Here is a 25,313-nt window from a genome sequence, read left to right on the forward strand (position 1 = left end):
TTTCAAAGTTTCAAAGTTGTTGATTTTTGTGAGTTTTAATTAAATTGCTCTAATTTTTTATTGCTACCAAAATCTACCAGACAAAACCTAATTTTTAAAAGCAAACTCTATAATATTTGCACCCATTTTTAAAGCTTTTTCTCTTACACTTTTAGGATTGTTGTGTATAATTTCATCTTCCCAACCATCACTTAAATCGGTTTCATAATCATAAAAAACAACCAATCTACCTTCGTAAAAAATACCAAAACCTTGTGCAGGTTTTTTATCGTGTTCGTGTATTTTTGGGATACCATTTGGGAATTTAAATGTTTGATTGTATATAGAATGATTGCTTGGTATTTCTTTAAATGCTAGTTTTGGAAATACTTTTTTCATTTCGTTTCTAATAAATTTATCCAAACCATAATTGTCTGAAATGTGTAAAAATCCACCAGAAATTAAATAATTTCTTAGGTTTTCGGCTTCATCATCTGTAAAAAATACATTTCCATGACCTGTCAAAAAAAGCATAGGGAAATTAAAAACATCTTCACTACCAACAGCTACGGTTTGCGGGTTTTTAGAAATACTGGTTTTAATATTTGTATTGGCAAATTGCACTAAATTAGGTATAGCAGTTGGGTTGCTGTACCAATCTCCACCACCATTGTATTTTAAAATGGCAACATCTTGTGCGTTTGTGCAAATTGAAATTATAGAGAAAAAAAGAAAAATAAAAATTTTCATCTTACGAATTTTAAGCAAGATAGTAAATTATTCATTGATAAAAGAAACCAAATTAACAGCTACCAAAGCAGCAGTTTCTGTGCGTAATCTACTTTCTCCCAAAGAAATTGGAATGCATTTTTTTTCTAACGCTTTTTTAATTTCATCTATAGAAAAATCGCCTTCTGGACCAATTAAAATAGTGGTTTTTTCAGATGGATTGATGACGTTTTTTAAGTGGTTTTTATCACTTTGATCTTCACAATGTGCTATACAAATTTTTCCGTCAAAACCTTGATTGATAAACTCATTGAATTTTACAGGAGCATTTATTTTTGGCAAGGTGAATTTTAAAGACTGTTTCATGGCAGACTGAATGATTTTTTCAAAACGTTCTGTTTTTACAATGCGTCTTTCTGAGTTGCTGCAAATAATGGGGGTAATTTCATCAATACCAATTTCTGTGGCTTTTTCTAAAAACCACTCTGTTCTATCATTATTTTTTGTAGGTGCAATAGCTATGTGTAAGAAATAATTCCAAGGCTTTGGTTTTACTTCGCTTTTTATAATCGTGGCAGCACATCTTTTATCGTTTGCAAAACTAATTTCGGCATCAAACAAAAAACCTTTTCCATTGGTTATTTTTAAAACATCGCCTTCTTTTTTGCGTAAAACTCGTACAATGTGTTTGCTTTCAATTTTATCAAACGTAATTTGTTGTGTTTCTGTAGAAATGTCTGAATTATAGAATAGTTGCACTAGTGGTTCTAAATTTAAAGTTGAATAATCAAAGTTAGGTATTTAAAATGATTTTGATGTTTTAGTTTCAAAGTTGTTCTCGATACAATTTCGATAAAAAATCGAAATCATTCGATCTAACAACATTTAAATAAAAGCTAACCTAAAATAAATTTGTTAACTCTCATCTTCCAACTTCCCTCATCCAACTTCCAATTGATTTAAAGAATGCTTTTTTTATAGGTTCTTCTTCTTTTATGAGTTGTAGGATCAAAATCTTCCCATATTTTTTTAATGGCTTCATTGTCTTCTAATTCAGGGGTTCTAATACAATTTACAATTCCTTTTTCTGCAAATGTTTTTGTGTATTGGTCAAAAATAATAGCATGAACACCTTTGTTTTGATAAGCAGGATCTACACCAATTAAATAAAAAGTAACGTCTTTTGCATTTTTTCTAGCATTTAATAAATGAAACAATCCAAAGGGAAATAATTTTCCTTTCGCTTTCTGTAAAGCTTTAGAAAAAGAAGGCATTACAATAGCAAAAGCAACTAATTTATCTTCTTTGTCAACTACAAATTTTATATATTCTGGATTAATAAAACTAATATATTTTTTCTTGAAAAACTCAATCTGATCGTCAGAGATAGGTACAAATGTGGAAAGTTTAGAGTACGATTTGTCAAACACTTTAAACATTTCATCCACATAAGGTAAAATGTCTTTTGTTTTGGTAAAATCTAACGCTTTTAGTTGTAATCTTTTTTGTAAAATATTGCTAATTCTCTTGTAATAAGTAGCATTTACCTTTTCGAATTTAAATTTATTTTCTAAATATTCTTTTTCTTTTACAAACCCTAATTCTTCTAAATGGTCTTTAAAATAGGGGTGGTTGTACCAAGTAATCATGGTGCCTAAATGATTAAAACCATCTATTAAAACCCCAGTTTTGTCTAAATTATTAAACCCTACAGGACCTTCTAAATACTCAAGTTTATGTTGCTTACCAATTTCGCTAACTTTATTTAGTAGTGCTTTGGTTACTTCTAAATCATTAATTACATCAAACCAACCAAAACGCATTTTTTTTATTTGTTGCTTTTCAACTTCAAACCAATTGATAATTGCTGCAACTCTACCCACAATTTTACCATCTTTTAAAGCGATAAAAAACTGAGCATCTGCATTTTTAAAAACAGGATTTTTATTAGGGTCAAAGTTATCAACTTCGTCTTTAATAATAGGAGGTACCCAAAATTTGTTATTTTTGTATAGTGAAAAAGGAAATGTAACAAACTGTTTCATTTCTTTTTTAGTCGTAATTTTTTTGATTGTAATCATTGCAAAAAAGAGTTTCTATTTGTTGCTGTTTTTTTTCTTCTTCTTTTCTTCCTTTTTCATTTTTTCTTCTAGCTCTTTAATTTCTTTTCTATTTCTTTTAGGTCTTGTTCGTCTATTTTAATTTTTCTTCTTAAATACACGAAACAATTTACTAAAAAAGCTATTTTGTTTTTTGTTGAAGTTATCAATTGGGCTGTCTTTTATTTCTAAACCATCGTCACCTAGTTCTTTAAAATTATCATAGTGTTTATCTATTCTGTAAGAAACACCTAAACTAGCGTAAAAACCCTGAGTTTTTCCCTCAAACAACATTCTTGCAGAAGTATTAATCTGTAAATTTCTATTATATAAATATGCAAAACCTGCACCAAGATTTATGTTATTTTGATATTCTTGAAAAACGGTTTGGTTTTCAAAAAAAGCAGACCATTGGTTGCTAAAGTTTTGTGTTGCTGTAATTATGTAATAAAATTCGGCAAAATCACTCCCAATATTGTCATAGAAAACATTGGTAATCACATTAAAATCTCTAGTTAAATTATGTTGTAATAAAACACCTACTTTTGGGGTAATGTTTCCTGTTTTGTGTATGTCATTTACAAAATCTGTATTCATCCCTAAATAGATAGCTACAGAAGGTATTAATCTTTTTTTATCAAAAGCATTTCTTCTTTTCCAGCTTCTAACTTCTTTTGATTTATCTTCGTATTCTTGTTGATATACTAAATATTTTGCACCAATAGTAGCTCTGCTTAAACCCGACGTAAAATAATGAGAGGTATAGATGTTTTTAAAAGCAACTTTATCTCTTTGATAAGTTAATTGTGTGTTTAATTCTAAGTTTTCAGATAAAAAACTAGTTCTAAAAAGCAAATCGAAACCCAAAGATTGTGGTCTAGAAAAGGTGGGTTCAATAGTAGTATTTCTAAAAAATAGAGTACTTTCAAACTGATAAACTCCCGAGCCAACACTATATGGGCTTTCAGAAAAACCAGGTTTGTTAGAGTTGATAAGATCTGTATACTGCGCATTTACAGCAAGGTAACTCAAAAAACAGAATACAAGAGTAAGTTGTGGTTTTTTTAAGTTCATACGTATTGTAAAGAGTTAATGTATTAAGTTTAACAGGTTACACAAACATAGGGTAAAAAAAGCTATTTTATAAAGGCAAACCCTACTTTTTTAGGTTTAAGAAAGTTTTATAGATTCATAACGCTTCAATTGTGTTCAAATTGTTATTTTTGATATATTTTTAATTATATTTTTAAATGGGTTTACTTAAAACAATCTTTTTTATTCTCATCTTTTATTATGCTTTTAAATTTTTAGCAAGGTTATTTGCCCCTTTTTTAATGAAAAAAGCCGCAGAAACCATTCAGAAAAAAGCCGCACAACAATTTAAAGGAGAGCATAGACAGCAATCATCTACTGTAAAAAATGGTGAAACAATTATTGATAAAAAACCTGGTAGCCATAAAGAAACTAACAAATCTGTTGGAGATTACGTAGATTTTGAAGAAATAGACTAGTAACTATTTTCTTACTCATACATTAATCAAAAAAAATAAAAGCTTTGAAATTTACTAAAATATATCCTTACTTACTAGCCATTGTAATATTTACTGTAGCGTCTGTAATTTACTTTCATCCTGTATTAAAAGGACAAAAATTAAATCAATCAGACATTACTCAGTTTAGAGGTATGGTAAAAGATATTAATGATTACAGAGCAGAATATAATGCAGAACCTTATTGGACAGCAGCTTCTTTTAGTGGAATGCCTGCATACTCTGTAAGCGCATATTACCCAAATGATTTTGTAAGAAGCTTAGATAAATTATTACGTTTTTTACCAAGACCAGCAGATTATACTTTTTTATATTTTTTAAGTTTTTTTGTATTGATGATGGCCTTAAAAGTAAATTGGCGATTGGCAATTTTAGGAGCTTTAGGCTTTGGTTTTTCTACTTATTTAATTATAATTTTTGGAGCAGGACACAATGCAAAAGCACATGCAATTGCTTATATGCCCTTGGTTTTAGCAGGAGTTTTATGGGTTTTTCAAAAACGATTTGTACTCGGTTTTATAGTAACAGGGGTGGCAATGGCTTTAGAAATTTATGCAAACCACATTCAAATGACCTATTATTTAGGTTTTTGTCTTTTAATTTTAGGAATTGTAGAATTTATATACGCCTTAAAAGAAAAAGTATTGTCTTCTTTTATTAAAAAAGCAGCAGTTATCTTAGCAGCAGTTGTTTTAGGTCTGGGGGCAAATGCACCACGTTTAATGGCAATGAAAGAATATTCAGACCATTCTACCAGAGGTAAATCTGAATTAACCATCAATGCAGATGGAACCCCAAAAGAAGCTACAAAAGGATTAGATAAAGCATACATAACGCAATATAGTTATTCAAAATTAGAAACTTTTAATTTGTTTGTGCCACGTTTTATGGGGGGAGGAACCGTAGAAAAATTAGGAGAAAATTCTAATTTGTATAAAACTATTGAATATAAATTAGGAAAAAAAGGAGCTGATTACCTTACAGAACAATCTTTAACTTATTGGGGAGATCAACCTATTATAGAAGCGCCTGCATATATTGGAGCTGTATTTTTCTTTTTATTTTTCTTAGGATTTTTCTTGGTAAAAGGGAGGTTAAAACAATGGTTAGTAGCAGCTACCATATTTTCAATCATTTTAAGTTGGGGTAGAAATTTTGAAGTAGTCACCAACTTTTTTATAGACTATGTTCCTTTATATAATAAATTTAGAGCAGTTTCTTCTATACAAGTGATTGCAGAATTGTGTGTGCCAATTTTAGGGATTTTGGCTTTACAAGCTTTCTTTTCTAGTAAAATTGCTAAAAAAGAAAAACAAGAAGCGCTTAAAAAAGCGGTTTACACTTTTGGAGGATTGATTGTTGCTGGTTTTTTATTAGCACATATGATTGGTACTTTTGAAGGATTAAGAGATAATACTTATTTAAGCTTTGAAAGTCAATATGGGATTAAGAATGCAGTAGATGCAGTTATTGCAGATAGAAAAGCTATGTTGTTAACAGATACGATTCGTTCTTTAATTTTGATGCTTATTTCTGCAGGATTTTTATGGTATTTATTAAAAGAAAAATTAAAGCAAGTTCCTGTAATTTTAGGATTGTTAGTTTTACTACTTTTCGATTTGATTTCTGTGGATAAAAAATACGTGAATGCAGACGATTTTAAATCCGTAAGAAAAATTGAAAAACCTTTTATAGCTACAAATGCAGACAAAGCCATACAACAAGATAAAGGACATTTTAGAGTTTTAAATTTAGCTGTAGATCCTATCAATGATGGAAGTACATCCTATTTTCATAATTCTATTGGAGGTTATCATGCAGCCAAGTTAGGGCGTTATAACGAGTTGTTTGAGTATCAAATTGCAAAAAATAACATGCAAGTTTTAAACATGTTAAATACCAAATATTTTATTATACCAGATAAAGAAGGCAATTTGCAACCGCAAATAAATCAAGATGCAAATGGAAACGCTTGGTTTGTAGATAATTTATTAATAGCCAAGACTGCCAATCAAGAAATAAAAGCATTAGACTCCTTAGATACTAAAAAAGCAGCTGTAATTATAGAGAGTGATTACAATCAGCTTAAAAAAGAAAACAATTTTTCTTTACAAAAAGATACTACAGCAACCATCAGTTTAGAGAAATATAGTTTGACAAGTTTGGTCTATAAAACGCAATCTCAAAAACCTCAATTTGCTGTTTTTTCAGAGATATTTTACCAAGATGGTTGGAATGCTTACATAGATAAAACACTGGTGCCACATTACCGAGTAAATTATGTTTTGCGAGGAATGAAAATACCAGCAGGCACACACACTGTAGAGTTTAAATTTGAGCCAAAGGTGATTCAGCAAGGAAAAATAATATCATTTTCTTCTTATGGGTTGTTAATTTTGATGGGTTTGGGATGGTTTTTTTATAAAGAAAAGAAGAAGCCTAAACAATTATGAGAATAGGTATGATTTTAGATGCTTCTTTTCCTCCAGATCCAAGAGTAGAAAATGAAGCGGTTTCCTTAGTTAAAAATGGACATGAGGTTTTTCTTTTTTGTTTAAAATATAATAAAAAACAAGAAGATGAAATTATTAACGGAATTCTTATAAAAAGATATCCATCTAACAAATTAGAATACAAATTATCTGCTCTAGCCTATACAATTCCTATTTATTCTTTTTTGATGAAAAAAAAGATTAAAAATTTTATAAAAAACCATGATATTGAAGCATTACACATACACGATATTAAAGTAGCAGAAGCTGTTTTTAAAGCGAATAAAAATTTTAATTTACCAGTAGTTTTAGATTTGCATGACAACATGCCAGAAGTGATGAAATTGTATCCACATTTACAGAAATTTCCTGGAAAGTATATTATTTCTCCTAAAAAATGGAAAATTAAAGAAGAGGAGTTTATACGTAAAGCAGATAAAGTAATTTCAGTTTCTCCAGAGTTTTTAGAAACATTGGCTATAAGATTGCCCAAAGAAAAAGAGAAACTGATTTTAGTACCTAATACAATTAGAACTTCTTTTTTTAAAGATTATATAGTAGAGCAAAGTATTTTAGAAAAGTATAAAAATAATTTTGTGCTTCTGTATTTGGGAGATACCCATTTAAGAAGAGGTTTACAAACTGCGATTGCAGCAGTAGCCACTTTAAAAATTAGCATACCCAATATTAAGTTGGTAATTGTTGGTAAAAATACCACAGATACTATTTTAAAAAAACAGGTTAGAGATTTAGAAATTGCAGATTATATAGATTTTGAAGGTTGGCAAAATGTATCTTTATTTCAGTCTTATATTTTAGCAAGTAGTATTTGTATTTCTCCTTTACATAGAAATTTACAGCACGATGTTGCCTACGCAAATAAAATATTTCAATATATGAGTTTTGCAAAGCCTTTGCTGGTAAGTAATGCAACAGCCCAACAAAAGCTAATTGAAAAAGTAAATGCAGGCTTGGTACATATAGATAGAGATATTACAGATTTTACCAATAAAGTTTTAAAGCTTTATAAAAATGAAGATTTAAGAACAGTTTTAGGTAAAAACGGAAAAGAATTTGTGCAAAATGAATTTTGTTGGGAAGAAACCTCAAAAAAACTACTACATTTATACGATAATTTACAAGCTTGAAAGTATTAATAATTACATATTATTGGCCACCTGCTGGCGGATCTGGCGTACAACGTTGGTTAAAGTTTGTAAAATATTTACAAGATTTTGGCATAGAACCCATAGTTTATACGGTAGATAATGCCAATTACCCTAATGAAGATAGTACATTATTAAAAGAAGTTCCTGAAAATATTAAAATTTTAAAACAACCAATTTGGGAGCCTACTAATTTATTGTTTTGGAAAAAGAAAAATGCTGTTAAAAAAGGAATATCGAATGTAAGTAAAGGTGGTTTTTTATCTTTTATAAGAGGTAATTTTTTTATTCCAGACCCTAAAGTGTTTTGGGTAAAACCTTCAGTAAAGTTTCTTCAAAAATATATTTTAGAGCATAAAATTGATACCATTATTTCTACAGGACCACCACACAGCATGCATTTAATTGCAAAAAAAATCCATCAAAAAAATAACATAAAATGGATTGCAGATTTTAGAGATCCCTGGACAGATTTGTATTACAATAAAGATTTTAAACAATTATCATTTGCTAAAAATAAAAATAAGAAGTTAGAAACTTCAGTTTTAAAAAATGCAGATTGTGTTGTAACTGTTAGCAATCATTTAAAAAAGCAGTTTGCTGCCATTGCAAAAAACGTAGAAGTAATTACCAATGGTTTTGATGATGAGGTTTTATCTGAAAATACTTTCGTTTTAGATAAAAAATTCACCATTTCTTATATTGGTTTGCTAGCCAAACAAAGCAATCCAAAGGTTTTATTTGGTGTTTTAAATCAACTTTGTCTAGAAAACAAAGATTTTAAAAAGGATTTACAATTAAATTTTATTGGAGATATTGCTGATGAGGTTCGCTTAGAAATAGAAAATAATAATTTATTAGAAACCGCATCGTTTACAGGATATGTTGCTCATAAAAAAGCTATTGAATTTCAGAGAAAAGCCCAAGTTTTGTTGTTGTTAATACCCAATGTAGTAAATAGTAAAGGAATTTTAACTGGTAAATTATTCGAATATTTAACCGCAAAAAGACCTATTTTAGCCATCGGTCCAGAAGATGGAGATTTGGCAACAATTTTAAAAGAAACCAATGCTGGTGTAATTTCAGATTTTAATAATTCAGTAAAATTAAAAGTAGAAATTTTACACTTATATCAACAATATAAAACAGGTAGTTTAGAGGTTTCTTCTAAAAATATAAATCAATATCATAGAAAAGAGTTAACGCAACAATTGGCAACAATCATTAAAAATTTATAAAATAAATGGGCATTGTTTTAAAACAGTCTTTTAGAAATACCATAATTATTTATGGAGCATTTTTAGTGGGGGGTATCAATACAATTGTTTTTTATCCTAGAATTTTAAAATCTGAATTTTACGGTATGGTAACCTTTTTGTTGTCTGCTTCTAATTTGGTAATGCCTTTAACTGCATTTGGTGTTCAATATACCATTGTAAAGTTTTTTTCATCTTATAATAGCAAAGAAGAAAAAGACAAGTTTTTATCTTCGGTCATTTTTTTACCCTTATTAATTGCGCTGCCTCTGGGTTTTATGTGGGATAATGCACATGATTGGATTATGAGAAGCGTAACCAAAGAAAATGAAATTATAGAAAGTTATACTTTTTCCATTTACTTAATTGCTATTGCTTGTGCGTATTTCGAGCTTTTTTATTCTTGGACCAAAGTTCAGCTACAAACCGTTTTTGGGAATGTTTTAAAAGAATTATGGAATAGAGTAGTAGTAATGTTATTGCTTTTAGCTGTTTTTTTGGGCTTTATAGCTAAAACAGAATTTATTTGGTACTTAACGTTTGCGTATATTCTTAGAGCATTTGTAATGATGTTTTATGCATTTTACATGTATTTACCAAAGTTTTATTTTAAACTCCCAGCAAACTTTACAGAAATTATTAAATATTCTTTATATATCATTTTAGCAGGTTCTGCAGGTGCCATTTTATTAGATATTGATAAAATTATGATTCCTGGAAAAGACACCATAGAAAAAGCAGCTTATTATTCTGTAGCTGTTTTTATTGGTTCTTTTATAGAAGCACCCAGTAGAGCTATGACTCAGATTTTACAACCTTTAACCTCTAAATCTTTAAACGAATTTAATACCAAAGAAGTAGAAAGTTTATATAAAAAGAGTTCTATTAATCTATTATTGGTAGGTGGTTTGTTTTTTTTATTAGTCAATTGTGGGGTTAGGGAATTATTTAAATTAATGCCAGAAAAAGGATATGCAGGTGGTGAGTTGGTTGTTTTAATGATTTCTTTAGCAAAATTATACACTATGTTTTTAGGTAGTAACGGAGCTATTATAAATAATTCTAAGTTTTATAAAGTTACTTTGCCAATTGCTATAGGTATGTCTGTTTGTGTGTATCTATTAAATCAGTTATTTTATTTTAATTTAGAATTTGGCACAGATGGTCTAGCCTTGGCAACATTATTAACAATTTTATTGTTTAATTCTTTTAAGTTGTGGTTTGTGCATCGTAAATTTTCTATAACACCATTTACACCCAAATCTATAAAAATGGGGTTCATAATTTTGGTGCTATTTTTAGGGTTTTATTTTTGGGATTTTAATTTACCTGCTATAGAAGTACAAAATTTTTCAATAACACCAATTATAAATATTTTAATTAAAACAGTTTTAATTACGGTGGTGTATGTTTATTTAGTTTTAAAACTAAAAGTATCTAACGAGTTTGATGCTTTACTACAGAAGTTTTATAAATTTTATAAGTAACAATCTAAATAATCTGTAGCCATATGAAACAATAAAGCAATGGCTAAAATTCTAATTCTCTTAAAAAATAAGGCTATAAAGTAACCACCAATAGCAATATAACTATGTAATGGGTGAAAATTGATACTACATCTATTTTCATCAAAAATAGGATTTGCTAATAAATGATCTACATCTACCAACATAGAAGCTAAAAATATAAGAAACACTAATTTCCATTTTTTTCTAAAAAAGAAAAAAGCTATTAAGAAAGGGGCAATAAAATGTAAAGAGTAATGTATTGTAAATTTTAAATCAATCATATTTTAAAAATAAGCCCTATTTATAGATAGCTTAATGTATTAGGACCTTCCATAAAAATTAAATCTAGAATAGATAAATTGGGTATAAAGCCATGTTTGTCATCAAACATTTGAATGTACTTCTTAAAAGTGTTTTCTGGTTGATGTTTTACATCTGCTAAAAACCGAAAATCATTCTTTATATTTTCAGTTCCATAAGTGTTTGTTTTCTTGAATTGAATGTCTAATTGCAAAGCATCTTTAACAAATAAAAAAGTATCGATATTTAAATCTTGTAAAAAGTTGTATTCTTTGGTAAATATGGGCAACAAATCATCAATATAAAACTCAAAAAAAGGTGAGTTATGGTAAGCTGTTTTTAACGATTTTAAATGTTGATCTTGCCAAGGCACATTGTTTTCTATACGTGTGTCTTTTGTTTTTTTTCTGCCATTTGTGACAGGATGTTTAACAGGAATATTTAATAATTGTTTGCCATTTGTGTTATAAATGTAGCATCTATTCCTATAACTTTGTTTCTGAAAATTATCTTCTACTTCAAAAGTTATTGCTCTATAATCTGCCATTGCAGTATATTGAGAAATAGGAGAGAAGTAAGTAGGAATAAACAACGCCATTGTTTATTTTTTTGTGGCTTTTTTCTTCGGTTTAAAAAAGCTATACCCAATATAAATAGCAATTAGTGCAAATACAATGTATCTGTAAGAAACAGGTTTTCCATCTCCACCTACAGTGGTAAACATTCTGTCCCATCGAATCGATTTAATTTTTGCCCCAAAACTAGGTGCATTGGCGTCCCAACTAAACCAAACCATTACAGGTTTTCCTAAAACATGATCAAAAGGAACATACCCCCAATATCTTGCGTCTAAAGAGTTGTGTCTGTTATCTCCCATTAACCAATAATAGTCTTGTTTAAAAGTGTAAAAATCTGCTTTTTCTCCGTTGATAAAAATATCATCTCCAACAACTGATAAGCTATTATTTTCGTAGTTTTTAATAATTTGCTCATAAAAAGGTAAAGTTTCTGTATTTAACTGTACAGATGCCCCAGCTTTTGGTATGTAAATTGGTCCAAAATTATCTTGACTCCACCCTAGTTTTTCAACATGAGGAAAAATGGCTTTGTCAGCTCCAAACGTTAATTTTGTTAAAGATGCAGTTTGTGGGTGTTTTCTTAATCTAGCAGCCTCTTCTTCAGTTAAATTGATATTTATTTTATTTTCTACAGAAACTATTTTAAGTTTTGCAGCTAAACCTTGACTTACACCACCAGCAACTTCTGTGTATAAAGAATCGTTGCTAATTTTAGTTAAGTTGGCAGCTTTTTCAAAAGCTTCTTGTACTCTTGTATCTTTCCAATATTTGTTTAAAACTTTATAGACACCTGTTCTTTCTTTGCTAATTACAAACTTTGGAAACGTATTTCTAGTAATAGGCCCCTTAGCTTCATAGGTATAGTAAAATTGTAGTTTGGCTCTTTCTGGTAATACATTTTTCTTACCATTAATATATACATACCCATCTCTTAGCTCTAAAGAATCGCCAGCAATAGCAACACAACGTTTTACATAGTTGGTTCTTTTATCTATTGGTTTGTAGGTAAACTCGCCAGAGTTATCTCCCCACATTGTTTTTAAAGAATCTACAGGCCAATTAAAACAAACAATATCGTTGTTTTTAATTTTCTGCAAACCAGGTAAACGTGTATAAGGTAGTTGAGGTTTTTTTAAGTAAGATGCCAAACCAGTTAAAGGTATAGAATCGTGTACCATAGGCGCTGCAATTACTGTTGATGGAACTCTAGCCCCGTAATGAAACTTGCTCACAAACAAATAATCGCCCACCAAAAGTGTTTTTTCTAAAGAGGATGTTGGTATGGTAAATGGCTGTATAAAATAGGTGTGTACCAGTGTTGCAGCAATTACTGCAAAGGTAATTGAGCTTATCCATTCTCCTAACTCAGAACGTGGTTTTAAGCTTCTGTTTTCATGAAACGAAGCATCTGCAGTGTAATTGATATAGTAAATGTACAGACCTAAAGTTAGAATTACTAAAAGAGAATCTATCTTTTTGTAAAAACCAAACGTTCTGATGGTTTCTATCCATATTACTGGAAACATTAACAGATTCACTACAGGTATAAATAACAAGATAATCCACCATTTTGGGCGTTTTATCATTTGCATTAAAACCACTCCATTATAAATTGGTATGGCTGCTTCCCATACTTTTCTACCTGCTTTTACATATAGCTTCCAAGTCCCCAAAAAGTGAAGTACCTGTACTACTAAAAAAAATATAAACCATTCTGTAAATGTCATACTGTTTTATTTTATTGATGTCAACTTGATCTTAGTTAAGAATTCATTATAAATTACTTAATAAGAACTCTTTATTGCTTTTAAGGAAACAAAACCATTTTTTATTGGTAGGTTTTGCGTGTATTTTGTTACAATATTATTTAATGTTTAATACATCTTTCATAGAAAAAACACCCGTTTTATCTAAAATCCATTCTGCAGCAACTACTGCGCCTAAGGCAAACCCTTTTCTGTTGTGTGCTGTATGTTTTATTTCTATAGAATCTACTTCAGAATTATACCAAACAGTATGTGTGCCAGGTACTTCTGGTATTCTTTTAGCTACAATTGGTATGTTGTTTTCTGATGTTTTATGGTCTAACTCCCATTTTTCTTTAGATGAGTTATCTATAATTCCTTCTGCTAAAGTAATGGCTGTTCCACTTGGTGCATCTAATTTTTTAGTATGATGAATTTCCTCCATAGAAATGTCATAATCTTCTAAATTTTCCATCATTTTAGCCAATTGTTTGTTTAGCTCAAAAAATATATTTACACCTAAACTATAATTAGAGGCATAAATAAATGCACCTTTTTCTTTTTTACAAAGGTTTACAGCATCCTCATATTTAGCTAACCAACCGGTTGTACCAGAAATAACTGGAACCCCATTTTTTAAACAATTAGAAATATTATCAAATGCAGAAGTGGGCACACTAAAATCAATAGCTACATCAGCTATTGTTATGTCTATAACATCTTCTACATCTTTTCTTATAACAATTTTATGGCCTCTAGAAACTGCAATTTTTTCAATTTCTTTGCCCATTCTACCATAACCCAATAATGCAATTTTCATTTTTAAAAAGTATATTTTAATGTAAAACCAACTTTTGGAGCATCAAACTGAATAGGATCTTGCACCATTGTTGGTCTAATTGATAAATTATCGTCTGTATTAAATTGAATTAAGTGTGCGTTTACACTTGCTTCTACAATTTGTAAAACATAAAGAATAACACCAGAAAGTAAAGACATATCTCTGTTTTCTCTTAACTGTTCTTGTGCTCTTTCTAAGGTTTCTAAAGAAACTCTTTCGTTTCCTAAATCATCTGTAAATTCGTCTTGAAAACCATTTTTTCTTAACTTGTAAGCAGTTCTATATCTTTTGTAGTTGCTATTATTTGTTAAATAATAATAAGTAGGTATTGCTAAAGCACCCCAAACAATAGGAGCTTTCCAGTATTTTTTGTTATAAATTTGGCCTAAGCCAGGTAAAATAGCAGAGTAAAATGCAGCTTTTGCGGGTGCTAAAGGTTTGTAAATACCTTGTGCAACAAACACATCATCTTTAATTTTAATGTCTTTTACTTTTGTAGAATCTATTTGACTATAAAGTTGTAAAGAAAGAAAAATAATTGAAAAAAAGAATATGTTTTTTTTTGAAAACACTTATTTTAATAAGTTTTTTATGCGATTAAAATCCTCTTCTGAATCAAATGGAATGGAAATTTTACCTTTACCATTGCTTGAAACACTAATTGTAACTCCATGCCCAAAAAAATCGCTAATATCTTTTGTGCCACTTTTAATATAGGCAGGAACTGCTTTTTTCTTTGGTTTTGTAACGGTACCTGATTTTAAGCTTTTTACCAAATCTTCTGTTTGTCTTACAGAAAGTTTTTCTCTTAAAATTCTTTCGTAAATGGCTAGTTGATCTTCTGTATTTTCTACATTGATCATTGCACGTCCATGCCCCATTGAGATAAAACCATCTCTCATACCTGTTTGTAAAATTGGGTCTAACTTTAATAAACGTAAATAATTAGTTACTGTAGATCTTTTTTTACCAACTCTTGTGCTTAATTCTTCTTGTGTTAATTGAATTTCATCAATTAAACGTTGATAGGATAATGCTACTTCTATTGGGTCTAAATTTTTACGTTGAATATTTTCAACCAATGCCATTTCTAGCATTTCTTGGTCGTTGGCAATTCTAATATACGCAGGTATGGTTTTATTACCTATTAATTTAGAGGCCCTAAAACGTCTTTCTCCAGAAACTAGTTGAAATTGGTTTCCTTCTAATTTTCTTACAGTAATTGGCTGTATAACACCTAGCTCTTTTATAGAGCTTGCGAGCTCTCTTAGAGCATCTTCATCAAAATATGTTCTTGGTTGGTAAGGGTTTACATCAATTAAATCTAATTCTATTTCTATTATATTTCCAACCACTTTATCTGCATTTTTATCTTTTGCAGAATTTATGTTTGGTGATTCTTTTAACAAAGCAGATAATCCTCTTCCTAAAGCTTGTTTCTTAGTTGCTTTTGCCATTTTATGAATTCTTTTTTAATAATTCTTGTGCCAAATTTAAGTAATTTACGGCACCTTTGCTTGTGGCATCGTACGCAATAATGCTTTCTCCATAACTTGGTGCTTCTCCTAAACGAGTATTTCGTCTAATAATTGTATCAAAAACCATGCTAGAAAAATGCTTTCTAACTTCATCAACAACCTGGTTAGACAAACGCAAACGAGAATCGAACATTGTTAAAAGTAAGCCCTCTATTTCTAAATCTGAATTATGAATTTTTTGTACACTTTTTATTGTGTTTAATAATTTCCCTAAACCTTCTAATGCAAAGTATTCACACTGTATAGGAATAATTACAGCATCTGCAGCTACTAAAGAGTTTAGTGTTATCAACCCTAAAGACGGTGCACAATCTATTAAAATATAGTCATAGTCATCTTTAATTTCTACTAAAGATTTTTTTAACATATACTCTCTATCTTGCTTATCTACCAACTCAATTTCTATAGCTACTAGGTCTATGTGGGCAGGAATAATATCTACATTTGGCGAACTTGTTTTTACAATAGCATCTTTTGCAGAAAGTGTGTGCTCTAATACTTGATAAGTACCCCCTTCTACATTTTCTACATCAACACCTAAACCAGAAGATGCGTTTGCTTGTGGGTCTGCATCTATTAACAATACTTTTTTTTCTAAAACACCTAAAGAAGCGGCTAGATTTACACTGGTAGTAGTTTTGCCTACACCACCTTTTTGATTTGCTATTGCAATAATTTTACCCATTAAAATACCTCTAGTTTTACAAATGTAAAATTACATTTTTTTATGATTTTTTAAAGTTAAAGATGTTAACAAAAGAATAAAGTTTTAAAACACTGTATTTTAGTGTTTTATGTTGTTTTTTTTATTCTTTTTTCACAAATTAAAGTCTAAAAAAACGAAGGTTTACTTCGGTTTTAAACAGTTTTATTTGGATTAATTTATGGGGGTATTCTTTAAAACCTCTTTTAAAAAGTTCCAGAATTTCTGTGTTGATGAAATACTTGCACGTTCGTCTGGAGAGTGAGCTCCTCTAATGGTTGGTCCAAAAGAAATCATGTCTAGTTTTGGATAGTTTTGTCCTAAAATACCACATTCTAAACCTGCATGACAGGCTGAAATATGTGCTTTTTCGCCATGTAAATCTTCATATAATTTAGAAACTATTTCTACTATTTCTGAGTTGATGTTGGGTTGCCAACCAGGATATTCTCCAGAAAAAGTTACTGTAAAATTAGCCAATTCAAACGCAGATTTTAAACTATTTGCCAAATCTTGTTTACCACTTTCTAAAGAAGAACGTGTTAAACAACTTATTTTTATATTGCCATTTTTTACTGAGATTTTTGCAATGTTGTTGGATGTTTCTACCAAATCTTTAATAGCTGGACTCATTCTGTAAACTCCATTATGTGCTGCGTAAATAGCCTGAATTAAACTTTGGCTTGTGTTTTTATCTAGTGATTTCTTGGGAGTTTCAAAAGTAGAAATATGTATTTCTAAGTTGGGTTCTATTGTTTTAAACTCTGCTTTAATATTCTTTATTTCAGCATTAAAAGCAGTAACTACCTCATGATTATCATTTTTGTTTATTGTAATAATAGAAGTACTTTCTCTAGGAATGGCATTTCTTAAACTTCCTCCATCAACTTCACAAATATAAATAGCGTTAATTGCTGTGTAGTGAATACGATTCATTATTTTATTGGCGTTTCCTAAACCTTTAATAATGTCCATTCCAGAATGTCCTCCATTTAAACCTTTAACTTCTATTTTGTAAGCGATAAAATTATCAGAAACATCAACTTCAGTATACGTTTTGTTAGCTGTAATATCTACACCACCTGCACAACCCATTCCAATTTCATCATCTTCTTCTGTATCTAAATTTAAAAGAATATCACCTTTTAAAATACCGGCTTCTAAACCCATAGCGCCTGTCATGCCAGTTTCTTCGTCAATAGTAAATAGGGCTTCTAAGTTTGGATGTGCAATTTCTTTGGATGCTAAAATAGCCATAATTGCTGCCACACCTAAACCATTGTCTGCACCTAGAGTTGTTCCATTTGCAGTTACCCAATCTCCATCAACTAACATTTGAATACCTTGGGTGTTAAAATTAAAATTGGTATCATTATTTTTTTGATGAACCATGTCTAAATGACTTTGTAAAACGACTGTTTTTCGGTTTTCTAAGCCCTTGGTTGCCGGTTTTTTTATAATGACATTACCTACTTTATCTACAAAAGTTTCTAAATTTAGTTTTTCACCAAAATTGACCATAAATTGTATAATGCGTTCCTCTTTTTTGGAAGGGCGAGGTACAGCATTTAAATCTGCAAACATGTTCCATACTTCTTTTGGTGCTAAATTTCTTACTTCTAAGCTCATTATTATGTTTTTATATTTCGATACTCAAAAATACGTTTTTAAAGCGGTTCAATAAAATTAAAAACTCACTAAAATAGACTGTTTTTAGACTTTTTTAGTGAGTTGATTATTTTTTTTATTTTAAATAATTAAGAGATTTCTATAACCGTTTCAGTAATATTTTTTCTAACTTTTTTCAAATCTTTCATATAATCATCTTCTGCTCTAAAGCCAACAGGTAAAACTAAAACAGATTTTAAATTACGTTCTTTTAATTGTAAAATTTCGTCATATTTTTCTGGATTAAAACCTTCCATTGGACAAGAATCTATTTGTTGCATAGCACAAACCGTTAAAAGGTTTCCCAAAGCAATGTATGCTTGGTTTTTATTCCATATAAATAATTCTTCTTGTGTTTTTTTTGCAATTTCAGCTGTTAAAAACTCTTTAAACGGATTGATAACGTCATCTGGTGTGTTTCTAATTTGCTGTACTAAATTAAAATAGGTTTCTACTTCTTTTGGGGTATACTTATCTTTTACACAGATAACCAATAAATGAGAAACTTGTACAACTTGTTGTTGATTCCAAGAATGAGGAACCAATTTTTCTTGAATTTCTTTATTTTCTACAACCACTAATTTTAAAGGTTGTAAACCATAAGAAGTTGCAGTTAAATTAAACGCTTCTTTTAAAAGGTTTAGCTGTTCTTGAGTAAGGTTTTTATTTGTGTCGAATTTTTTTACAGCATATCGCCATTTTAAATTGTCTATAATATTCATTTATCTATATTTTACCTCAAAAATAAGGTATTATTGTTATTTTGTAAAAAGTAGATTATTGTATAAATTTATACAAGTATCAATTTTTTTGTACCTTGAAAACAAAAAATTATGAATGAAGATTTTCTGCACTTTGTTTGGAAATTTAAATTGTTTGCTAACAATAATTTACGTTTAACTTCTTATGAGGATTTAGAGATTTTAAAATTTGGGATACATAATTTTAATGCAGGTCCCGATTTTTTAAACGCACAGATTAAAATTGATGGACAAGTTTGGGTTGGTAACATAGAAATTCATTTGAAATCTTCTGATTGGTATTTACACAAACACGAAACGGACCCAAATTATGATGCAGTTATTTTACATATAGTTTGGGAAAATGATGCTGTAATTTTCATGAAAAACAATTTACCCTTGCCAACTTTGGTTTTAAACAAATTGGTAAATCCACTTGTTTTAAGTAATTACAGATCGTTGCTTTTTACCCAAAAAGACTGGATTCCCTGTGAGAAATCAATTGATAAAATAGATGATTTTACACTAGAAAATTGGAAAGAACGCCTCTTTTTTGAACGATTAGAACAAAAATCATCAGTTATAAAAAATCTTTTAGAACAAGAACATAATAATTTTGAAGCTGTACTTTTTCAGCTTTTAGTTAAAAATTTTGGTTTAAAAATAAATGGAGATGCGTTTTTAACACTAGCCAAATCTATCGATTTTTCTGTGGTGCAAAAAGTCAACTTTAATGAGCATCAATTTGCAGCCTTGTTATTTGGGCAGGCAGGTTTTTTAGAGGAAGTACAGGAAAATGATTATCATTTACAACTTAAAAATGAGTTTCAATATTTGCAACATAAATATCACTTACAGCCAATTTTGAAAGCGCAATTTTCATTTTTTAGAATGCGCCCTAATAATTTTCCTACTATTAGAATTGCACAATTGGTAGCTTTGTTTAGTAAACAGAAAAATTTATTTTCTAAGCTGATAAATTTAAAAGAACTAAAAGAGTTTTACGATTTGTTTGCTATTGAAATGCACCCTTTCTGGAAAACACATTACCATTTTAATTCGGTTTCAAAAAAATCTCATAAAAAGCTTACAAAGTCTTTTATAGATTTGTTAATCATAAATACCATTTTACCTTTAAAATTTCTTTATCAAAAGAGTAGAGGAGCAGTAGATGAAGATTCTTTTTTGCAGCTTTTGAAAAAGATAAAACCAGAAAAAAATAGTATCATTTCTAAATTTTCTGATTTGGGCGTTTGGTCTAAAAATGCTTTTGATACACAGGCTTTGTTAGAGCTTAAAAATAACTATTGCGCACCTAAACAATGTTTACAATGCGCAATAGGAAAAACTATTTTATATAAATAGTTCAGTTATTTTGGGTCTAAAATATTGTTAACTATTACAAAAGCATCTTTGTAATGGTATTTTGTTATTTTATCTACAGCTCTTTTACTTGCTACATTTAACTGATATTTTAAAGTAGTTAATTCTCCACGAACAATAGATGAAATATCTGTATTTTGTAAAGATTTGTCTTCCATTAAAGATTTCATTCTATCAATAAAATACTTTTGTAAATTTCTTCTATAAACAGTTACATTTTTTATAGATTTTGTTTCAGAGAAAATACCTTTTCTTAAATCACTAATCATATCTACAACAGTGTAATTGTTGTTTAGAATTACCTCTGCATCTATCATTCTATTTAAAGTTCTTGTGCTTAAAATACTTCTAAGATATCTGTTTTGGTAACTTCCAAATTTTGATATGTAACCAGCTTCATCAATTTTATTTAAAATATTTTTACTTAGTAACCAATCTTGAGTTTTAAATACATTTTCTTGCAACCATTGCATAGATTCTTTTTGCTTATCTTTAGATACTGGCACATAAATATCTCCAGATTGTGATGGTTTTTTATGAAATTCATAAACACCACCAATGTTTCCGGCTACATGCCCAACATATCTGCCCCAAACACTTAATAACTCTCCATACAATTCACTTAAATCTTCGTAATTATTTGTTTGATTAGAGGTCCATTTTGGTAAGTTTTTAGCAACAATTTTTAAATTTTTTACCCCATAAGTGCTTGATTTTACTTGGTCATTTCCAATACCTTCTGTTTGTGCAGATGGGTCAAAACGTTGCGCACCAAATCTGTAAATAGGATTGTTTGCTTTCTCTTCAATCCATTTGTTTAAAATAGCAACTTCCTCTTCAGGTTTTTTTGCTGATGGTATTTTTCGATATCCCCAATTGATTGCATAATGATCATAGGGTCCTAATTGTCTTATAAAACGGATGTTTTTATCTCCTGGTTGTGCTACATAATTATATCTAGCATAATCCATAATAGTTGCTGCAATTCCATTTTTCTGAGTAAAATCTCCATTTCTTAAATCTTCTGTATCATAAGCATAACTTGCTGCCATATTATGAGGTAAACCTAGCGCGTGCCCAACTTCATGTGCGATTACCATGCGCATCATATCTCCAATTTCTTCATCTGGAGTGTTTAAAGTTCTGGCAGAAGGATTTGCTGCACCTGTTTCTAATAAATATCGGTTTCTGTAAGAACGCAAATGGTTATGATACCAAATAATATCACTTTCTAAAATTTCTCCTGTTCTTGGATCTGATACACTTGGGCCAACTGCATTTCTTGTGGTACTTGCTACATATCTTATAGAAGAATAACGAACATCTTCCATAGAAAAATCTGGATCTTCTTCTTTTGTTGGTGGCATTTTCGCCATAATTGCATTTTTAAAACCAGCAGTTTCAAATACTTTTGCCCAATCATCTACACCTTGTTTGATGTATTTTCTTAATTTTTTGGGTGTTGCTGGGTCTAAATAATAAATAATTGGTTTTACGGGTTCTACCAATTCACCTTTATTATAGGCAGCCCAATCTTTTGGTTCTAAACGCCAACGTCTAATATATCTTTTACTTTCTGCTTTTAAGGCTTCTGAACTGTAATCTACATTTCCGATTGAAAAATACCCCACACGTTTATCGTAAATTCTTGGCATCATTTGGTTTTCTGGTAATAAAATCATAGATTGATTGATGCGCATTGTAATGGTGTTTGTAGAAGAATTACTCGGTGGTGCATCTGCATCAAACGTAAAATCTTGTACAACTTCTATATTTTTTGGGTAACTTTTTACGCTATTTATAAAACTTCTAGAAGCATCTAATCTTCTAACCTTATATCTTTTTCTATAATACGATGGTAAGCCAGTAATTGCTTTTACATCTGTAGAAAAGAATTTTGTAACATCTATTAAAACTGCTGTAGAATCTATGTTTTGTGATTTGATATCAAAAGCATAAATAATAGGTTCTAAGTTATTTGCTTTTACAGATTTGTAAATTGGTAAAGAGTCGTTTGCAATGGCATTGTAAGATTTTACTTTTAGTAATATTTTGTTTTTATAATGCTCCCAAACAATAACTTGTGTGTTTATTTTAGAACCCGCATTTACATAACCACCTCCTAAACCGGTAGGTAAATCTTTAATTCTGGTTACTAGAAGCATGTCTTTATTTAAAAGGTTTTTAGGTATTTCGTATAAATACGAATCTTTATTGTTATGAACTTTAAATACTCCATCATCTGTTTTTGTCTCTTTTTTTACAAAGTCGGTATATTTTTTTGCTCTTTTCTTTTTAGAAGTTGATGTTTTTGCTGTTGTTTGTTTTTTTAAAATTCTGCTATTTTGTGGTGAGCACGCAAAAAATATTAATAAAGCAAAAGATAAAAAGATTATTTTTTTCATGTGTTGGTTTGTTTAAGTTTAGTATACTAAACTATTAAATTGATTGCAGAATACTCTTATAGGATTGTTAAAAAAAAAGAGCATAAAATTTAACCTTTATGCTCTTTTTATAGATTTTAAACTACTTTTTAATATAAACTCTTATATATTTCAGGATTGTATTCGTGCATAATTTTATATACTTTTTCAAAAATATCTTCTGTAGAGGGTTTTGAAAAATAATCGCCATCTGTACCATAAGCAGGTCTGTGTGCTTTTGCAGATAGAGTACTAGGTTTGCTATCTAAATGTTGGTAGCCATCTTGCACTTCTAAAATTTCTTGTAAAATGTAGGCAGAAGCTCCACCAGGTACATCTTCATCAACCACCAATAATTTATTTGTTTTTGCTAAACTTTTTATACAGTCGTGGTTTAAATCGAATGGTAAAAGACTTTGTGCATCTATAATTTCTACATTAATATTTACTTGTAATAATTCTTTTGCAGCTTCTTCTACCAAGCGCAATGTAGAGCCATAAGAAACTATCGTAATATCTGTACCTTCTTTAATGGTTTCTACTAGTCCAATTGCAGTTTTAAAGTCTCCTAAATTTTTAGGTAATCCTTCTTTAAGTCTGTAACCATTTAAACATTCTATTACTAAAGCTGGTTCATCACCTTCTAACAAGGTGTTGTAAAAACCAGCAGCTTTGGTCATGTTTCTTGGTACCAAAACATGCATACCTCTTACATTGTTAATAATACCACCCATAGGTGAACCTGCATGCCAAATACCTTCTAATCTATGGCCGCGTGTTCTTATAATTAATGGTGCTTTTTGTTTACCAAAACTTCTATAATGTAAAGTAGCTAAATCATCGCTCATTATTTGTAAAGCATACAATAAATAATCTAAATATTGTATTTCTGCAATAGGTCTTAAACCACGCATTGCTAAACCAATTCCTTGTCCAATAATGGTTGCTTCTCTAATACCAGTATCAGAAATTCTAATGTCTCCATATTTTTCTTGTAAACCTTCTAAACCTTGGTTTACATCGCCAATATAACCAGCATCTTCTCCAAAAATTACAACTTCAGGGTGTTTTTTTAAGATAGCGTCAAAATTATCTCTCATGATAATTCTTGCATCTACCATATTTTTTTCTTGTGCATATTGTGGTCGTTTTTCCACAACATTTAATGCACTTAAATTACTTTCACTTAAAAGAAAAGTTGAATATTTTTTTTCAGCGTCTTTTAAACTAGCTTTTATAAAGTTTTGTAACGCTCTTTTTTCGGGAAAATTTTCATCTTTTAGATATCTTAATGTTTTTCTACAAGTAGTTAAAATATCTTTTCTAATAGGTTCTATAATTTTTTCTAAATCGGCTTTATTTTTTTCAATAAATGCGCTGTTTTTACTTTTATTAGCAACTTGCTCTAATAGGTTTACTGCTTTATCTACTTCATCTCTAATTTCGTTACTATAAGCACTCCAGGCATTTCTTTTCGCTGTAGTTACTATCTTTTTGGCTTCTTTTTCTAAAATGATTAAATCTTCTTCAGAATCTACAAAACGTAAAGTTTCTCCATTTTCTGCTTCTAATTCAAACTCTAAAATCCACTTTCTCATTTGAGCAATACAATCATGCTCTTTTTCCCAAAGAAGCCTTTGTTTACCTTTATATCTTTCATGAGAGCCAGAGGTAGAATGTCCTTGAGGTTGTGTTAATTCTTTAACGTGAATTAAAACTGGTACATGTTCTTCTCTAGCTATTTTTCCAGCTTTATTATAAGTATCAATTAATTGTACATAATCCCAGCCATTTACTATTAGAATTTCATAACCATCATGTTTATGGTCTCTTTGAAACCCTTTTAAGACTTCAGAAATACTTTCTTTGGTAGTTTGATGTTTTGCATGAACTGAAATACCATATTCATCATCCCAAACACTCATAACCATAGGTACTTGTAAAACACCTGCAGCGTTAATGGTTTCAAAAAATAAACCTTCGCTTGTACTTGCGTTTCCAATGGTGCCCCAAGCAACTTCATTTCCGTTAATTGAAAAATTAGAGCCGTTTTGAACACTTTTTTCGTTTCTATATATTGTTGATGCTTGAGCTAACCCTAACAAACGTGGCATTTGACCTGCTGTTGGAGAAATGTCTGAACTAGAATTGTATTGTTTTGTTAAATTTTTCCAAGAGCCGTCTTCATTTAAACTATGAGTTGCAAAATGCCCCCCCATTTGTCTACCAGCAGACATAGGTTCTAATTCGATATTTGTGTGTGCATATAAACCTGCAAAAAATTGTTGAGCAGTAAGTTCTCCAATAGCCATCATAAAGGTTTGATCTCTGTAATAACCGGATCTAAAATCTCCTTTTCTAAAGGCTTTTGCCATTGCTAATTGAGGTACTTCTTTACCACCGCCAAAAATACCAAATTTTGCTTTTCCTGTTAAAACTTCACGCCTGCCTAACAAACTGCATTCTCTACTAATTTTAGCAATTTTATAGTCGTTTAAAACCTCTGCTTTAAAATCTTCGAATGAAAGTTCTTTTTTATTTTTAGTAAGCTCTTGTTCTAACATTTAACCTATTTTTTAACTATTACAAAGGTAGTTTTTTTAGTTGATATTTAA

The 25,313-nt window shown here is 29.8% G+C and carries 21 protein-coding genes; 6 read left to right on the plus strand and 15 right to left on the minus strand.

Translation table 11 applies throughout. The features are described 5' to 3' along the window. Window positions 1-87: 87 nt before the first annotated feature. The 4 genes from AC2D6T_RS08990 to AC2D6T_RS09005 form a co-directional block, all read right to left on the minus strand. On the minus strand, window positions 88-729 hold the full coding sequence (locus AC2D6T_RS08990; RefSeq protein ID WP_484681263.1) for a DUF4159 domain-containing protein: 642 nt from the start codon (window positions 727-729) through the stop codon (window positions 88-90). 27 nt (window positions 730-756) lie between these two features. Beyond that, the gene (locus AC2D6T_RS08995) at window positions 757-1,467 is read right to left on the minus strand and encodes a 16S rRNA (uracil(1498)-N(3))-methyltransferase (protein ID WP_438988838.1); all 711 of its coding nucleotides are present in this window, start codon (window positions 1,465-1,467) and stop codon (window positions 757-759) included. Between the two features lie 200 nt (window positions 1,468-1,667). Then, window positions 1,668-2,789 (minus strand): GTP cyclohydrolase, encoded by a 1,122-nt coding sequence (locus AC2D6T_RS09000; RefSeq protein WP_484681264.1) that lies wholly within the window; start codon window positions 2,787-2,789, stop codon window positions 1,668-1,670. A 117-nt stretch (window positions 2,790-2,906) separates the two neighbouring features. After that, window positions 2,907-3,881 carry a transporter gene (locus tag AC2D6T_RS09005; protein WP_484681265.1) on the minus strand — a complete coding sequence of 325 codons (975 nt, stop codon included), beginning with the start codon at window positions 3,879-3,881 and terminating at the stop codon, window positions 2,907-2,909. 176 nt (window positions 3,882-4,057) lie between these two features. Here AC2D6T_RS09005 and AC2D6T_RS09010 point away from each other — a divergent pair, with 176 nt between their 5' ends. Genes AC2D6T_RS09010 through AC2D6T_RS09030 form a run of 5 tightly spaced genes read left to right on the plus strand, consistent with a single transcriptional unit; the run spans window position 4,058 to window position 10,758 of the window. Further along, window positions 4,058-4,318: a DUF4834 family protein gene (locus AC2D6T_RS09010; RefSeq protein ID WP_298948395.1), complete on the plus strand. Its 261-nt coding sequence runs from the start codon at window positions 4,058-4,060 to the stop codon at window positions 4,316-4,318. 35 nt (window positions 4,319-4,353) lie between these two features. Next, entirely contained in the window at window positions 4,354-6,810 is a 2,457-nt protein-coding gene (locus AC2D6T_RS09015) for a YfhO family protein (RefSeq protein ID WP_484681286.1), read from the plus strand. Then, a complete protein-coding gene (locus AC2D6T_RS09020) occupies window positions 6,807-7,997 on the plus strand; it encodes a glycosyltransferase family 4 protein (protein ID WP_484681266.1) in 1,191 nt (396 codons plus the stop codon). Before AC2D6T_RS09015 ends, AC2D6T_RS09020 begins: the two co-directional genes overlap by 4 nt. Then, on the plus strand, window positions 7,994-9,253 hold the full coding sequence (locus tag AC2D6T_RS09025) for a glycosyltransferase family 4 protein (protein WP_484681267.1): 1,260 nt from the start codon (window positions 7,994-7,996) through the stop codon (window positions 9,251-9,253). Before AC2D6T_RS09020 ends, AC2D6T_RS09025 begins: the two co-directional genes overlap by 4 nt. A gap of 5 nt (window positions 9,254-9,258) precedes the next feature. Continuing rightward, entirely contained in the window at window positions 9,259-10,758 is a 1,500-nt protein-coding gene (locus tag AC2D6T_RS09030; RefSeq protein ID WP_484681268.1) for a lipopolysaccharide biosynthesis protein, read from the plus strand. Here AC2D6T_RS09030 and AC2D6T_RS09035 read toward each other — a convergent pair. The 9 genes from AC2D6T_RS09035 to AC2D6T_RS09075 all read right to left on the minus strand — a co-directional run bounded on the left by AC2D6T_RS09035 (window position 10,749) and on the right by AC2D6T_RS09075 (window position 18,874). Next, window positions 10,749-11,060 (minus strand): DUF6122 family protein, encoded by a 312-nt coding sequence (locus tag AC2D6T_RS09035; RefSeq protein ID WP_298948399.1) that lies wholly within the window; start codon window positions 11,058-11,060, stop codon window positions 10,749-10,751. The genes AC2D6T_RS09030 and AC2D6T_RS09035 overlap by 10 nt on opposite strands. A gap of 20 nt (window positions 11,061-11,080) precedes the next feature. Next, on the minus strand, window positions 11,081-11,677 hold the full coding sequence (locus AC2D6T_RS09040; protein ID WP_438988832.1) for a WbqC family protein: 597 nt from the start codon (window positions 11,675-11,677) through the stop codon (window positions 11,081-11,083). A gap of 3 nt (window positions 11,678-11,680) precedes the next feature. Further along, window positions 11,681-13,384, minus strand: a complete 1,704-nt coding sequence (lepB, locus tag AC2D6T_RS09045) for a signal peptidase I (protein WP_484681269.1) — start codon at window positions 13,382-13,384, stop codon at window positions 11,681-11,683. A gap of 136 nt (window positions 13,385-13,520) precedes the next feature. After that, on the minus strand, window positions 13,521-14,222 hold the full coding sequence (dapB, locus tag AC2D6T_RS09050; RefSeq protein ID WP_484681270.1) for a 4-hydroxy-tetrahydrodipicolinate reductase: 702 nt from the start codon (window positions 14,220-14,222) through the stop codon (window positions 13,521-13,523). Window positions 14,223-14,224: 2 nt separating this feature from the next. Then, window positions 14,225-14,815, minus strand: a complete 591-nt coding sequence (locus AC2D6T_RS09055) for a DUF5683 domain-containing protein (RefSeq protein WP_484681271.1) — start codon at window positions 14,813-14,815, stop codon at window positions 14,225-14,227. Next, window positions 14,816-15,700, minus strand: a complete 885-nt coding sequence (locus AC2D6T_RS09060; RefSeq protein ID WP_484681272.1) for a ParB/RepB/Spo0J family partition protein — start codon at window positions 15,698-15,700, stop codon at window positions 14,816-14,818. A 1-nt stretch (window position 15,701) separates the two neighbouring features. After that, window positions 15,702-16,466 (minus strand): ParA family protein, encoded by a 765-nt coding sequence (locus tag AC2D6T_RS09065; protein WP_438988828.1) that lies wholly within the window; start codon window positions 16,464-16,466, stop codon window positions 15,702-15,704. Window positions 16,467-16,658: 192 nt separating this feature from the next. Continuing rightward, window positions 16,659-18,113 (minus strand): aminoacyl-histidine dipeptidase, encoded by a 1,455-nt coding sequence (locus AC2D6T_RS09070; RefSeq protein WP_484681273.1) that lies wholly within the window; start codon window positions 18,111-18,113, stop codon window positions 16,659-16,661. Window positions 18,114-18,241: 128 nt separating this feature from the next. After that, window positions 18,242-18,874 (minus strand): NAD(P)H-dependent oxidoreductase, encoded by a 633-nt coding sequence (locus AC2D6T_RS09075; protein ID WP_484681274.1) that lies wholly within the window; start codon window positions 18,872-18,874, stop codon window positions 18,242-18,244. Window positions 18,875-18,985: 111 nt separating this feature from the next. Here AC2D6T_RS09075 and AC2D6T_RS09080 point away from each other — a divergent pair, with 111 nt between their 5' ends. Continuing rightward, window positions 18,986-20,257 carry a DUF2851 family protein gene (locus AC2D6T_RS09080; protein WP_484681275.1) on the plus strand — a complete coding sequence of 424 codons (1,272 nt, stop codon included), beginning with the start codon at window positions 18,986-18,988 and terminating at the stop codon, window positions 20,255-20,257. Window positions 20,258-20,262: 5 nt separating this feature from the next. On the opposite strand, the gene AC2D6T_RS09085 is transcribed toward AC2D6T_RS09080, so the two are convergent. Together AC2D6T_RS09085 and AC2D6T_RS09090 are read right to left on the minus strand one after the other, a co-directional pair. Continuing rightward, the gene (locus AC2D6T_RS09085) at window positions 20,263-22,680 is read right to left on the minus strand and encodes a zinc-dependent metalloprotease (protein ID WP_438988824.1); all 2,418 of its coding nucleotides are present in this window, start codon (window positions 22,678-22,680) and stop codon (window positions 20,263-20,265) included. Window positions 22,681-22,808: 128 nt separating this feature from the next. Further along, on the minus strand, window positions 22,809-25,262 hold the full coding sequence (locus AC2D6T_RS09090) for an alpha-ketoacid dehydrogenase subunit alpha/beta (RefSeq protein ID WP_484681276.1): 2,454 nt from the start codon (window positions 25,260-25,262) through the stop codon (window positions 22,809-22,811). Between the last annotated feature and the right edge of the window lie 51 nt (window positions 25,263-25,313).

It is taken from the genome of Polaribacter sp. YIW18, from assembly GCF_057219325.1.